At 55.5% G+C, this 14,109-nt stretch carries 9 protein-coding genes; 1 reads left to right on the forward strand and 8 read right to left on the reverse strand.

The features are described from left to right. The first annotated feature begins 27 nt into the window (after positions 1-27). A complete protein-coding gene (locus C6A40_RS03180; protein WP_193550751.1) occupies positions 28-2,937 on the forward strand; it encodes an autotransporter outer membrane beta-barrel domain-containing protein in 2,910 nt (969 codons plus the stop codon). Positions 2,938-2,985: 48 nt separating this feature from the next. Here C6A40_RS03180 and C6A40_RS03185 read toward each other — a convergent pair whose 3' ends face one another. The 8 genes from C6A40_RS03185 to ileS all read right to left on the reverse strand — a co-directional run bounded on the left by C6A40_RS03185 (position 2,986) and on the right by ileS (position 14,067). Continuing rightward, complete coding sequence (locus tag C6A40_RS03185) at positions 2,986-3,219, reverse strand: YgdI/YgdR family lipoprotein (RefSeq protein WP_021240552.1); 234 nt, start codon at positions 3,217-3,219, stop codon at positions 2,986-2,988. 139 nt (positions 3,220-3,358) lie between these two features. After that, positions 3,359-6,583 carry a carbamoyl-phosphate synthase large subunit gene (gene carB, locus C6A40_RS03190; protein ID WP_045335643.1) on the reverse strand — a complete coding sequence of 1,075 codons (3,225 nt, stop codon included), beginning with the start codon at positions 6,581-6,583 and terminating at the stop codon, positions 3,359-3,361. Between the two features lie 18 nt (positions 6,584-6,601). Then, positions 6,602-7,750, reverse strand: a complete 1,149-nt coding sequence (gene carA / locus C6A40_RS03195) for a glutamine-hydrolyzing carbamoyl-phosphate synthase small subunit (protein WP_010427050.1) — start codon at positions 7,748-7,750, stop codon at positions 6,602-6,604. 454 nt (positions 7,751-8,204) lie between these two features. Then, on the reverse strand, positions 8,205-9,026 hold the full coding sequence (dapB, locus tag C6A40_RS03200; protein WP_008502030.1) for a 4-hydroxy-tetrahydrodipicolinate reductase: 822 nt from the start codon (positions 9,024-9,026) through the stop codon (positions 8,205-8,207). Positions 9,027-9,231: 205 nt separating this feature from the next. Beyond that, positions 9,232-10,182: a 4-hydroxy-3-methylbut-2-enyl diphosphate reductase gene (gene ispH / locus C6A40_RS03205; RefSeq protein WP_039023911.1), complete on the reverse strand. Its 951-nt coding sequence runs from the start codon at positions 10,180-10,182 to the stop codon at positions 9,232-9,234. 1 nt (position 10,183) lies between these two features. Beyond that, entirely contained in the window at positions 10,184-10,633 is a 450-nt protein-coding gene (fkpB, locus tag C6A40_RS03210; RefSeq protein WP_008502033.1) for an FKBP-type peptidyl-prolyl cis-trans isomerase, read from the reverse strand. A 117-nt stretch (positions 10,634-10,750) separates the two neighbouring features. Then, complete coding sequence (lspA, locus tag C6A40_RS03215) at positions 10,751-11,251, reverse strand: signal peptidase II (protein WP_008502034.1); 501 nt, start codon at positions 11,249-11,251, stop codon at positions 10,751-10,753. After that, the gene (gene ileS / locus C6A40_RS03220) at positions 11,251-14,067 is read right to left on the reverse strand and encodes an isoleucine--tRNA ligase (protein WP_021240556.1); all 2,817 of its coding nucleotides are present in this window, start codon (positions 14,065-14,067) and stop codon (positions 11,251-11,253) included. Before ileS ends, lspA begins: the two co-directional genes overlap by 1 nt. Positions 14,068-14,109: the final 42 nt, after the last annotated feature.

Consider the following 14,109-nt stretch of genomic DNA (forward strand, 5'->3'; position numbering starts at 1 on the left):
GCCTTTCTAATTCAAATGGATGTGTAAATGAGCAACAAAAATTTCAGACTCAATAAAACGACTAAAACTCTGGGAAGTCTCTTTCCTGCCCTATTGTTATTCACCCCCGCCGTCGCTTTTGCCAGCACGATTGACCAATCAACCTCAATTCCACAAAACTTCTCCACCGACGCTGAATACGTCATTAATAAAGACGTTACGATAACCTCTTCCGGGAATGAAGCTGCCGTGTCGGTCATTGGGATTGATGTTTCAAACGTTGCAAATATGGGAAATATTTCTGGTTACGGGAATGGACTTGATATTAGCACTGGAGCACAACGTTTAGTAGTGAATAACGAGGAAGGGGCGACAATTTCCTCTACTTCCGCGACAGGTGTTAATATTGATACCATGCAAGGGGACTTGATTAACAAAGGGAATATTACTGCGGCTGAAAATGGTGTTTTCGTCAGTAAAAACTCATCTGCTGTCAGTATTTCCAATACCGCTACCGGTCTTATTAAAGGCAAATCAGGTCTTAATGCTGAAGTAGGTGTTGCCATTAATAACGCTGGCACCATCAAGGGTACAGAAGTTGACGGTATTACCCTGAGCGATGGCAATATTAAGCTCACGAACACGGGTACCGTAGAGGGCCTTCAGCACGGAATCAACGTAACGAATACCGCTAAAGTCGACATCATAAACAGTGGTTCAATCGGTGGCGGCAATACGGCAATCTCCTTTGCCAGTAATAAAAATAATACGCTGGTACTCAATACCGGCTCCTCGCTCAACGGTGATGTGATCTCTACCGGCTCAACGGGAAATAGCCTCACGCTGGTTGGTGCCGGAATAGAAGACAGCAATTTTGTTGGCCTGAATAAGGGAGACGGTTTTGCCTCTGTCAAAATGGAGGGTGAAAGCTGGACGCTGACGGGTGATCTCGACGTGATCGGTTCTGGCGATTCCCTTCAGGTTAACAGCGGTGATTTAACGCTGGCGGGAACCGTCTCTAATAGCGGCAATACGCTGGTTACTAAAGATGCCTCTCTACAATTAGGCAATGGCAAAAAAACAGCTTCGCTCAGTGGCGGTCTGAAAAACAACGGTACGGTAATATTTAATCAGGGCAACAATTCCACTTTCGCCACCGATATGACCGGTAGCGGCAAGGTTGAGAAAGTAGATTCACACACCCTGACCCTCACCGGCAAGAACAGCTACACGGGCGATACTGTTCTGCACGGCGGCACCACCCTGGTCGCTAATGGTGCTACGCTCGGCGTAAAGAACAGTAACGCCACCGTCACCATTGAAAATGGCGCTACGTTTGCTACTGCAGGTGAAGTGAACAATAACATTCATGTTCTGGCGGGCGGTACGCTGGCGGCATGGAATGCAGTCCAGGGTAACGCCACGCTCAGCGCTGCCGGCGTTGATACTATCAACGGCAACGTGACTAATGGCGGCACGCTGTTACTCAGCGCCGCCAATAACAGCGTTGGCAACAATTTCACCATTAACGGCGACTATACCGGCTCCGCGGGCAGCCAGATCGTGTTAAACAGTACGCTCGGTGAGGATAATGCACCAACCGACCATCTCACCATCACCGGGAGCAGCTTTGGCCAATCCGGGGTCAGCGTCAGCAACATGGGGGGGCTGGGCGCGCAAACCGTAAACGGTATGGAAATTGTCAGAGTTGGCGGCAGTTCAGAAGCTCAGCTCACCCTGGCAAAACCGGTTGTTGCGGGTGCGTATGAGTATAATCTTTATCAGCACGGCGACGGAAACTGGTATCTGGAATCGAAGGCAACGCCATCAGACATTCCGGCAGACGATACCGATACCGACAACGGTGGTAATACCGACAACGGCAGTAACACCGACAATGGCGGTAACACCGACAATGGCGGTAACACCGACAATGGCGGTAACACCGACAATGGCGGTAACACCGACAACGGCAGTAACACTGACAACGGTGGTAACACCGACAACGGCAGCAATAGCGGTCCCGAAGTCATGGCTCCTGAGGTCGGCGCTTACTTAGGTAACTACCTTGCCGCGCAGAGCATGTTCCTGCACAAGCGTGACGATCGCGATCAGATCACCTTCCGTAACGAGGAAGATCTTAACACCTGGATGTACGTCAAAGGCCGCTACCATGAAAACAATGCGGGCGGTGACAAAGTTAGCTATGACACCACCACCACTGTCCTTCAGGTAGGCAGCGATTTCATGAGTAAGCCAATGGACAACGGCATCCTGCGTGCGGGTGGCATGTTCGGGGCAGGTCAGGCGAAGACCCACTCTGATGCAAAACACAACGTACGTGATGCGCAGGGCAAAGTGGATGGCTTTAACGTCGGCCTGTATGCAACCTGGCAGGAAGATCAGAAGCTGCGTCTGGGCAGCTACGTTGATACCTGGGCCGCCTATAGCTGGTACAACAATAAAGTGACCAGCAACCGTAATGATGAAGATTACGACAGTGAAGGCTTCGCGGCATCCGTCGAAGTGGGCCATGCATGGGTGATTGATTCAGAAAATGAGCGCACCTGGAAAATCGAACCTCAGGCGCAGGTTATCTACAGCTATCTGGATCAGGAAAACCATACCGATCGCGACGGCGTGCGGATTACCACGCTGGACAACGACGGTCTGTTTGGTCGTCTGGGCGTCAAATCAAGCTACTTCGAACAGAAAGACGTGAAAGCCTGGCAGCCGTACGTTGCCGTGAACTGGCTGAAAGGCGCAGGTCAGAACGATCTGGCGTTTAACGGCGAGACCGTCAGCAACGATACGCCGGAAGATCGCGGTCAGTTAGAGTTGGGCGTCACCGGCAACCTGAACGAAACCACGACGCTCTCCCTGCGCGCCAGCGGCGAGTGGGGTGAGAACAGCTATGCTGCTTATGGCGGTCATATCCTGCTGAACCACCGCTGGTAATCGTTCCTGAAAGACTAAAAGCCGTGGCAAACGCCACGGCTTTTTTTATTAGTTATCCAGCTCGCCCATTGATTTCACCTGATCGCGGTTGATCTGCTCGGTCTGACCCGTTTCCGCATTTTTATACGACACCAGACCGGTATCGTCATCGACCTGTGGTTTTCCGTCGGTGACAATGGTTTTGCCATCGGTGGTTTTCACTGCCTGGTTAGAGGAACAGCCCGCGACGGTAAACGTTGCAGTGGCGGCAAGAAGGGTGGCGATCAGTAATTTATTTTGCATGGTGTTTTCCCCTGCTCTCAGTTGAATTTCGTTATCGACCTAACAATTTTAGGCTAACTGACTGAAAGAGGATGAAAAACCAGAAGGTTCTGAAGATGGGGTGAATGCCCGGCACCCGAACGGCACCGGGCATTTTTACTTACTTGCTAATCTGCGCGTGCATTTCCTGAACCGAAATCACCTTCTCGGTAGCATCCGCATTCAGCGCCATGGCCGTTGCGAAACCGCCGTTCAGGGTGGTGTCGTAGTGCACTTTGTACTGCAGCGCGCTGCGGCGAATCAGCTTGGAGTCTTCAATCGCCTGGCGGCCTGCGGTGGTGTTGATGATGTAGGTGTATTCGCCATTCTTGATACGATCCTGAATGTGCGGACGACCTTCATGCACCTTGTTCACCAGACGCGGGTTGATACCCGCTTCGCCCAGCACAATTGCCGTACCGTGGGTCGCGTCCAGCTCAAAGCCCTGCTTCAGCAGCTTGGCTGCCAGGTCAACCACGCGCTCTTTATCGCCTTCGCGAACGGAGAGCAGCGCACGGCCCGATTTTCTCATGGTAGAGCTGCTGCCCAGCTGCGCCTTGGCAAACGCTTCTGCGAAGGTGCGACCCACGCCCATCACTTCCCCGGTTGAGCGCATTTCTGGCCCTAACAGCGGGTCAACGCCCGGGAATTTGTTGAACGGCAGCACCACTTCTTTCACCGAGTAGTACGGTGGAATGATCTCTTTGGTCACGCCCTGCTGTGCCAGCGTCTGGCCTGCCATCACGCGCGCCGCCACTTTCGCCAGCGGAATACCGGTGGCTTTAGAGACGAACGGTACGGTACGTGCCGCACGCGGGTTGACTTCAATCAGGTAGACTTCGTTATCTTTCACCGCAAACTGGACGTTCATCAGGCCGCGAACCTGCAGCTCGAAGGCCAGCTTCTGTACCTGCTGGCGCATCACGTCCTGAATCTCCTGGCTCAGGGTGTACGCTGGCAGAGAACAGGCGGAGTCGCCGGAGTGTACGCCCGCCTGCTCAATATGTTCCATGATGCCGCCAATCAGCACCATTTCGCCGTCGCAGATGGCGTCAACGTCCACTTCTACCGCATCGTCGAGGAAGCGGTCAAGCAGTACTGGCGCATCGTTGGAGACGCTCACCGCCGTCTGGAAGTAGCGACGCAGGTCGGCTTCGTCGTAGACGATTTCCATCGCGCGGCCGCCCAGCACATAAGAAGGACGCACCACCAGCGGGTAGCCAATCTCTTTCGCCTTCTCTACGGCCTGTTCGATGGCCGTCACCGTGGCGTTCGCCGGCTGTTTCAGCTTCAGACGGTCAACCGCCTGCTGGAAACGCTCGCGGTCTTCCGCGCGGTCAATCGCATCCGGGCTGGTCCCGATAACCGGTACGCCTGCCGCTTCCAGCGCGCGCGCCAGCTTCAGCGGCGTCTGGCCACCGTACTGCACGATAACGCCTTTTGGCTTCTCGATGCGCACGATTTCCAGCACGTCTTCCAGCGTCACCGGCTCGAAGTAGAGGCGGTCAGAGGTGTCGTAGTCGGTGGAGACGGTTTCCGGGTTACAGTTGACCATGATGGTCTCGTAACCGTCTTCACGCAGCGCCAGCGAGGCGTGTACGCAGCAGTAGTCGAACTCGATGCCCTGGCCGATACGGTTTGGACCGCCGCCCAGCACCATAATCTTGTCGCGGCCAACTGACGGATTCGCTTCGCACTCGTCTTCATAGGTGGAGTACATGTACGCGGTGTCGGTAGAAAACTCTGCCGCACAGGTGTCGACGCGCTTGTAAACCGGGTGCAGGTCATACTGGTCGCGCAGCTTGCGGATCTCCGCTTCGCGCACGCCCGCCAGCTTAGCCAGACGCGCGTCGGCGAAGCCTTTACGCTTCAGCATGCGCAGGAAGTCTGCGTCCAGGCCGTTGATGCCCAGCTCAGCCACTTTCTCTTCCAGACGCACCAGCTCTTCAATCTGTACCAGGAACCAGCGGTCGATGTTGGTCAGGTTGAACACGCCGTCGACGGACAGGCCCGCGCGGAAGGCATCGGCGATGTACCAGATGCGCTCCGCACCCGCGTCTTTCAGCTCGCGGCGGATTTTGGTCAGCGCTTCCGGGTCGTCCAGGCTCACTTTCGGGTCAAAGCCGGTCGCGCCCACTTCGAGGCCGCGCAGCGCTTTCTGCAGGGATTCCTGCTGCGTGCGGCCAATCGCCATCACTTCACCGACGGATTTCATCTGGGTGGTCAGACGGTCGTTCGCGCCAGCGAATTTCTCAAAGTTAAAGCGTGGAATTTTGGTCACAACGTAGTCGATGGACGGCTCGAAGGACGCAGGGGTGCGGCCACCGGTGATGTCGTTCATCAGCTCGTCGAGGGTATAACCCACCGCCAGTTTCGCCGCCACTTTCGCAATCGGGAAGCCGGTCGCTTTAGAGGCCAGCGCGGAGGAACGGGACACGCGCGGGTTCATTTCGATAACAATCAGACGGCCGGTTTTCGGATTCACGGAGAACTGCACGTTAGAACCGCCGGTTTCCACGCCGATTTCACGCAGTACCGCCATCGAGGCGTTACGCATGATTTGGTACTCTTTGTCGGTCAGCGTCTGGGCTGGCGCAACGGTGATGGAATCGCCGGTGTGGATACCCATCGCATCGAAGTTTTCGATGGAGCAGACGATGATGCAGTTGTCGTTTTTATCACGCACCACTTCCATCTCGTACTCTTTCCAGCCAATCAGCGATTCATCAATCAGCAGCTCTTTGGTTGGGGAAAGATCCAGACCGCGTTCGCAAATTTCTTCGAACTCTTCGCGGTTGTAGGCAATACCGCCGCCGGTGCCGCCCATGGTGAACGATGGACGGATGATGCACGGATAGCCCACGTCAGCCGCAACGGCCAGCGCTTCTTCCATGTTGTGTGCGATACCGGAGCGCGCGGTGTCGAGGCCGATTTTCTTCATCGCCACGTCGAAGCGGCGACGGTCTTCGGCTTTATCAATCGCGTCGGCGGTCGCGCCAATCATGGTCACGCCGAACTCGGCCAGCACGCCCTGACGCTCCAGCTCCAGCGCGCAGTTCAGCGCCGTCTGGCCGCCCATGGTTGGCAGCACCGCGTCCGGGCGCTCTTTTTCGATGATTTTACGCACCACTTCCCAGTGAATCGGCTCGATGTAGGTTGCATCAGCCATTTCCGGGTCGGTCATGATGGTCGCCGGGTTAGAGTTCACCAGGATGACGCGGTAGCCCTCTTCACGCAGGGCTTTACACGCCTGCGCGCCGGAGTAGTCGAATTCGCAGGCCTGGCCGATGACGATCGGGCCAGCGCCAAGGATCAGGATGCTTTTTATGTCTGTACGTTTTGGCATTGTCTTCTCGGCTCCTGATTATTTAGCGGTCTTACGGTATTGCTCGATAAGTTCGATGAAGTGATCGAACAGCGGCGCGGCGTCGTGTGGGCCCGGGCTCGCTTCCGGGTGGCCCTGGAAGCTGAACGCTGGCTTATCGGTGCGATGAATCCCCTGCAGGGTGCCATCGAACAGCGACTTATGGGTCACGCGCAGGTTAGCCGGCATTGAGGCTTCATCGACGGCAAAGCCGTGGTTCTGCGCGGTGATCATCACCGTGTTGTTATCGATGTCTTTCACCGGGTGGTTACCACCGTGGTGGCCGAACTTCATCTTGACGGTGTTCGCACCGCTCGCCAGCGCCAGCAGCTGATGGCCGAGGCAGATGCCGAATACCGGGATATCGGTTTCCAGGAAGGACTTGATGGCGGCGATGGCGTAATCGCACGGCGCCGGGTCACCAGGACCGTTGGACAGGAAAATACCGTCCGGATTCATCTTCAATACGTCTTCGGCAGACGTTTGTGCAGGCACTACCGTCAGGCGGCAGCCGCGGTCAACCAGCATGCGCAGGATGTTGCGCTTGGCGCCAAAATCGTAGGCCACCACGTGGAACGGCAGCTCGCTCTCTTTTTTCGCTTCCGGCAGGTCGCCTTCCAGCGTCCAGCTACCCTGAGTCCAGCTGTAGGCTTCAGCGGTAGTCACTTCTTTCGCCAGGTCCATGCCGTTCAGGCCCGGGAAAGCTTTCGCTTTTTCCAGCGCCAGCGTCGCATCGAGGTTATCACCTGCGATGATGCAGCCGTTCTGTGCACCCTTCTCGCGCAGCAGACGCGTTAACTTACGGGTATCGATATCGGCAATCGCCACGATGTTATGGCGCTTCAGGTAAGAAGAGAGATCTTCAGTGTTGCGGAAGTTGCTGGCAATCAGCGGCAGGTCACGAATGACAAGGCCTTGCGCATGTACCTGAGAGGATTCTTCGTCAGCCGCATTGGTGCCGACATTGCCGATATGAGGATAAGTAAGAGTAACGATTTGGCGAGAATAGGAAGGATCAGTGAGGATTTCTTGATAACCGGTCATTGAAGTATTGAAAACGACTTCCCCAACCGCCGAACCCGTTGCCCCTATGGCCCGACCGATAAACTGGGTTCCGTCTTCCAGAACCAATAGCGCTGACTTAATCAAAACACCCTCCAGAGAATATTCACTCACTTTATTTGCATATTAATTCATAACCATGTCATGGATCAATGCAAATGTGTTGCCAGCGGATTTTTGGCAAACGGCGGCATTCTGGAGATTTGGTGGGTAAAAGTCAACTTAAAACCGATATTTTGTTTAGTCTTTTGCGTATCTGGCGAGGCGAGTGAAGCTTAAGCGACAAAAAGATCAGGTAAATCACTGCGGAAAACGCTTGCGCGCCGGGTTTAATGAAAAATGAGTGGACGCAGCATCAAAAAGTGGACCAAATGGTCAAAATTTACATTTCCATAACGAGAATCAAGAGGAATAGCTATACTTTCAAGGCTAAATGCACAAAATAATCACGAAACAGATAAAATAAAAGGGCAATAAATTATTGCCCTATGCAATCAAATAATTACGACTGCAATAACCACATCACGATGGGTAATAATGCTTACAAATTGTTGAGATCCAGCACATCTCTCATATCAAAAAGACCATTTTTCTTCTCTTTCAGCCACAAAGCGGATCGAACGGCACCATTGGCAAACGTCATTCGGCTGGACGCTTTATGCGTAATTTCGACGCGCTCGCCAATATCGGCGAACATCGCGGTATGTTCGCCGACGATGTCACCCGCCCGGACGGTTGCAAAACCAATGGTGCCCGGCACGCGTTCCCCGGTGTGGCCTTCGCGGGCATAGACCGCACAGTCTTTTAAATCTTTATCAAGTGCATGAGCAATCGCTTCGCCCATCGCCAGCGCCGTGCCGGATGGCGCATCAACCTTATAGCGGTGGTGAGCTTCAACAATCTCAATATCGGTGTAGTTGCCCATCACCTTCGCGGCCTTCTCCAGCAGCTTCAGCATGACGTTAACGCCCACGCTAAAGTTTGCGGCGAAGACAATCGCAATCTCTTTGGATGCATCCTGGATAGCCTGCTTGCCCGCATCGTCAAAACCGGTGGTGCCGATCACCATCCCCTTGCCGTGCTGGCGGCAAAATGCCAGATGCGCGAGCGTCCCTTCCGGGCGGGTAAAATCGATGAAGACATCGAAGTCCTCTTTAACCGCATCCAGGCTGCTTTGCACGGTGACGCCGGTCTTTCCCGCGCCCGCCAGCTCACCAGCATCGGTCCCCAGAAGTGATGAACCGTCACGCTCCAGCGCCGCGCCAAGTGCTACGCCATCCATCTGAAGTGCCGCCTGAATCAGCTGACGGCCCATACGTCCACCCGCGCCCGCAATGGCGACACGGATCTGTGCATCATGCATAGTTATTCTCTTACGTTAAAATGATGTAAACCGTTTTCAGATTAACCAGCCTTTCTGAGCACTGCCAACTGAAAACACCAATAATTAGAATTTAACGTGAAACCGACTTAAATATCAGTAAAAGACATGATTTTGTCGTCACGATAAAGTAACGGGTAAAAAAAAGGCCAGCACAGGAGGTGCTGGCCTTTCATCAGAAAAGGGACTATTCGACTTCGCGGGCGTCGATTCTCAGTTCTTTCGGCACTTCGAAAACAATGTTCTCTTCACGTCCTTCCAGCGGCACCGCTTCGCCGCCGCCCAGCTCCTGCAGACGGGAAATGACGTTTTGTACCAGAATATCCGGCGCGGACGCCCCGGCCGTCACGCCAACGCAGGCCGCGTCTTTAACCCACGCTTCCTGAATATCCGTGGCATCGTCGATCAGGAACGCCGCTTTGCCCATTCGCTGTGCCAGTTCAGCCAGACGGTTGGAGTTGGAGGAGTTCTTAGAGCCGACCACCAGCACCACGTCCGCCTGTTCAGCCAGTGCGCGCACCGCTTCCTGACGATTGGTGGTGGCGTAGCAGATGTCATCCTTGCGCGGCCCGACGATTTTCGGGAAGCGCTGACGCAGGGCGTCAATCACGTCTGAGGTATCGTCGACGGAGAGCGTCGTCTGGGTCATAAACGACAGACGGGATTCGTTCTTCACGTTCAGCGTCAGGACATCTTCCGGCGACTCCACCAGATACATTCCCCCTTCCGGGTTGCTGTACTGGCCCATAGTGCCCTCGACTTCCGGATGACCGGCATGGCCAATCAGGATCGACTCTTCACCACGACGGCTGGCGCGCGCCACTTCCATATGCACCTTGGTTACCAGCGGACAGGTCGCATCAAAGACGGTCAGATCGCGACTTTTCGCTTCGTTACGGACCGCCTGAGAGACGCCGTGCGCGGAGAAAATCAGGATCGCACCGTCAGGCACTTCGCTGATCTGCTCGATAAAGATGGCACCGCGATCGCGCAGGCTGTCGACCACGTAGCGGTTATGCACCACTTCGTGACGCACATAAATCGGCGCGCCGTAAATCTCCAGCGCGTTTTCAACAATGCTGATAGCGCGGTCTACACCGGCGCAAAAGCCGCGCGGGTTAGCCAACAGGATCTGCATTTCAGGCCTCCAGTACCGGATCGATTTCCAGCACTTCAACATCAAAATGAACGGTACGCCCGGCAAGCGGATGGTTGAAGTCAACGGTAATCGAGTCGCCGTTGATTTCGCGGATCACGCCAGGCATTTCGCTGCCGTCCATAGCGGTAAAGAGCATAATTGCCCCGATCTCCGGTTCACCCGCGTCCATAAACTCACGACGGGAGAAGTACTGGATCAGATCCGGGCTTGGCACGCCAAACGCGGCATCCGGCTCCAGCGAAAAGGCTTTTTTCTCACCCTCTTTCAGACCCAGAAGTTGCTGCTCAAGACCTTCAGACAGGGAGGTATCGCCAAGACGAAACAGGGCCGGTTTGCCGTTGTTGCGGGTGGATTCGGCCGTTGAGCCGTCATCCAGCTTCAGCGTAAAGTGAACGAGAACCGCGCTGTTGCTCTGTACGGATTTAGACATGCAAATTGCTCGCTTGTTTTGGGTCACCTGTTGCCCGGTGGCGCTACGCTTACCGGGCCTACGGGAAGCCACAAATTCTGTAGGCCGGGTAAGCGTAGCGCCACCCGGCATTGATGCTTACGCCTGCTCTTTCGCAGCGGGTTTAGGCAAGAAGCCTTCCAGCACGATTAACGCCGCACCGATGCAAATGGCGCTATCAGCGAGGTTAAAGGTCGCGAAGTGCCAGTCGCCGACGTAGAAGTCGATCATATCGACCACAAAGCCGTGCCACAGGCGATCAAACAGGTTGCCCAGCGCGCCGCCAATGATCAGCGCGTAGGCGATGTTATTCAGCTTTTGCGTTGCCTTCGAGCGGTACATCAGCACCGCCAGGATCACGCAGATACCGAGAGCGATACCCGCAAAGAACCAGCGCTGCCAGCCACCGCTGTCGGCAAGGAAACTGAACGCCGCACCGTAGTTGCGCGCGTAGTGCAGGTTAAGCGACGGGAACAGCGGCACCGTCTCCCCCAGAGCGAAATTCTGGAGGATCAGGAACTTGCTGCCCAGATCGATAATCAGCACCACCACAACCAGCCACAGCCAGCGCAGTCCTGTTGAACAGAGAGTTTTACTCATCAGGCAAACTTACGTTTTTCGCCGTCACCGGCGACGTTGCTTACACAGCGTCCGCAGATGTCTGCGTGTTCCGCCACCTGACCGACATCGGTGGTGTAATGCCAGCAACGCGGGCATTTCTCACCGTCGGCTTTGCTCAGCGCGACTTTCAGTCCTTTGAGCAGTTCGCTCTGCTGAGCATCAGCAGACGCGTCAGCATAATCCGCAACTTTCGCACCGGAGGTCAACAGGACAAATCGTAATTCATCGCCCAGCGCCGTCAGCTTCGCCGCCAGCTCTGGCTCCGCGTACAGGGTCACCGCCGCTTCCAGAGAGCCACCGACTTTCTTGTCAGCACGCGCCTGCTCGATAACCTTGTTCACTTCGCCACGCACTTTCAGCAGCTCGTCCCAGAAGGCATCGTTCATCGCTTCGGTGCTGGAGAGATCGAACAGACCTTCGTACCACTCGCCCGTGAAGACATACTTCTCACGATCGCCCGGCAGGTAACCCCAGATTTCATCCGCGGTGAAGGACATGATCGGCGCCATCCAGCGTACCAGCGCTTCTGCGATATGGAACAGCGCGGTCTGGCAGCTGCGACGCGCCACGCTGTCCGCTTTCGCGGTGTACTGGCGGTCTTTGATGATGTCGAGGTAGAACGAGCCCATCTCGATGGAGCAGAAGCGCATCAGGCGCTGCACCACTTCGTGGAAGTCATAAGACTCATAGGCCTTCAGGATATCTTCCTGCGCCGCTTTCGCGCAGCCTACCGCCCAGCGGTCCAGCACCACCATCTCTTCCGGTTTCACCATGTCTTTTGCCGGATCAAACCCGTTCAGGTTCGCCAGCAGGAAGCGCGCGGTGTTACGGATACGACGATAGCTGTCGGCAGCGCGTTTCAGGATCTCGTCAGACACCGCCATTTCGCCGGTGTAGTCGGTCGAGGCCACCCACAGACGCAGAATGTCTGCGCCCAGCTTGTTCATCACATCCTGCGGAGAAACGGTATTACCGATAGATTTAGACATCTTACGGCCCTGACCATCCACGGTGAAGCCGTGAGTCAGTACCTGACGGTAAGGCGCTTTACCCTTCATGGCGGTAGAGATCATCAGAGATGACATGAACCAGCCGCGGTGTTGGTCAGACCCTTCCAGATACATATCGGCAGCGTGACCGGCAAACTCCGGACGCACGTCAACCACGGAGGAGTGGGTAGACCCGGAATCGAACCATACGTCCAGGGTATCCGGCACTTTCTCGTAGCTGTCCGCATCAGCGCCCAGGATGTCACGGGCGTCGAGATCCCACCACGCCTGGATGCCGTCAACTTCGACGCGCTTCGCCACTTCTTCCATCAGTTCCAGGGTGTTCGGGTGCAGCTCATGCGTCTCTTTATGCACGAACAGCGACATCGGCACGCCCCAGGTACGCTGACGGGAGATACACCAGTCAGGACGGTTAGCCACCATGGATTCGATACGCGCCTGGCCCCAGTCCGGGATCCACTGCACGCCTTTGATCTCTTTCAGAGACTGCTCGCGCAGGCCTTTCTGATCCATGCTAACGAACCACTGCGGGGTCGCACGGAAGATGATTGGCGTCTTGTGACGCCAGCAGCACGGATAGCTGTGCTGCATTTTCTCAACGTGCAGCAGCGCGCCGCTGGTGCGCAGCATGTCAACGATAATGTCGTTCGCTTTGAAGACGTTGATGCCGTCCAGCGCCGGGTAGGTGCCAGGCAGGTAAGAACCGTCCGGGCCAACCGGATTGGCGATTTCAAGACCGTACTTCAGGCTGATGTTGTAGTCGTCAGGACCGTGGCCACCGGCGGTATGTACCGCACCGGTACCCGCGTCCAGCGTTACGTGGTCGCCCAGGATCGCCGGAACGTCGAAGTCCAGGAACGGGTGTTTGAAGCGCATCAGCTCCAGCGCGTCGCCTTTAACTGTGCCCAGCACGGTGTAATCGGCGATGTTCGCGCGCTTCAGCACGCTTTCAACCAGATCTTTCGCCAGGATAACCGCCTGGCCGTCAATCTGCACCAGCGCGTATTCGAATTCACCGGACAGGGAGATCGCGCGGTTGGCTGGCAGGGTCCACGGGGTGGTGGTCCAGATCACCAGCGAGATCGGGCCGTTAACGGACGACACGCCAAATTTGGCTTTCACCGCATCCTGATCGACAGCATGGAAGGCTACGTCGATAGACGGAGAGGTTTTGTCGTAATACTCCACTTCCGCTTCTGCCAGCGCAGAACGGCAGTCCACGCACCAGTGCACCGGCTTCGCGCCTTTGTGCAGGTGGCCGTTACCGATGATTTTGCCCAGCGCACGGATGATGTTGGCTTCGGTTTTGAAGTCCATGGTCAGGTACGGATGCGACCAGTCGCCCAGTACGCCCAGACGGATGAAGTCAGCGCGCTGACCGTCAACCTGGGTGGCTGCGTATTCGCGGCACTTCGCACGGAACTCAGCGGCGGTGAATTTCTCACCAGGCTTGCCAAATTCCTGCTCAACTTTCAGCTCGATTGGCAGGCCGTGGCAGTCCCAGCCCGGAACGTAAGGCGAGTCATATCCCGCGAGTCCTTTGGACTTCACGATAATGTCTTTCAGAATCTTGTTTACAGAGTGACCAATATGAATGCTGCCATTCGCATAGGGAGGGCCATCATGCAGAATGAAGGTTTTTTTGCCTTTTTTGGCTGCACGAATGATGCCGTACAGGTCATCATCGGTCCAACGCGCCAGCATTCCCGGTTCACGCTTGGCGAGATCGCCGCGCATCGGGAACCCTGTTTCCGGCAAATTCAGGGTTGATTTATAGTCACTCATCAGATTCTCGGTTCCGTATTTATCACGTAGGCAGTTAAGCCG

It is taken from the genome of Enterobacter sp. GER_MD16_1505_Eko_090 (genome assembly GCF_003331015.1).
GTDB classification, from domain to species: domain Bacteria; phylum Pseudomonadota; class Gammaproteobacteria; order Enterobacterales; family Enterobacteriaceae; genus Enterobacter; species Enterobacter roggenkampii.

Coding starts and splice junctions, on each gene's coding strand:
- C6A40_RS03180 (WP_193550751.1), top strand. CDS start 28: ATGAGCAACAAAAATTTCAGACTCAATAAAACGACTAAAACTCTGGGA.
- C6A40_RS03185 (WP_021240552.1), bottom strand. CDS start 3,219: ATGCAAAATAAATTACTGATCGCCACCCTTCTTGCCGCCACTGCAACG.
- carB (WP_045335643.1), bottom strand. CDS start 6,583: ATGCCAAAACGTACAGACATAAAAAGCATCCTGATCCTTGGCGCTGGC.
- dapB (WP_008502030.1), bottom strand. CDS start 9,026: ATGCATGATGCACAGATCCGTGTCGCCATTGCGGGCGCGGGTGGACGT.
- ispH (WP_039023911.1), bottom strand. CDS start 10,182: ATGCAGATCCTGTTGGCTAACCCGCGCGGCTTTTGCGCCGGTGTAGAC.
- fkpB (WP_008502033.1), bottom strand. CDS start 10,633: ATGTCTAAATCCGTACAGAGCAACAGCGCGGTTCTCGTTCACTTTACG.
- lspA (WP_008502034.1), bottom strand. CDS start 11,251: ATGAGTAAAACTCTCTGTTCAACAGGACTGCGCTGGCTGTGGCTGGTT.
- ileS (WP_021240556.1), bottom strand. CDS start 14,067: ATGAGTGACTATAAATCAACCCTGAATTTGCCGGAAACAGGGTTCCCG.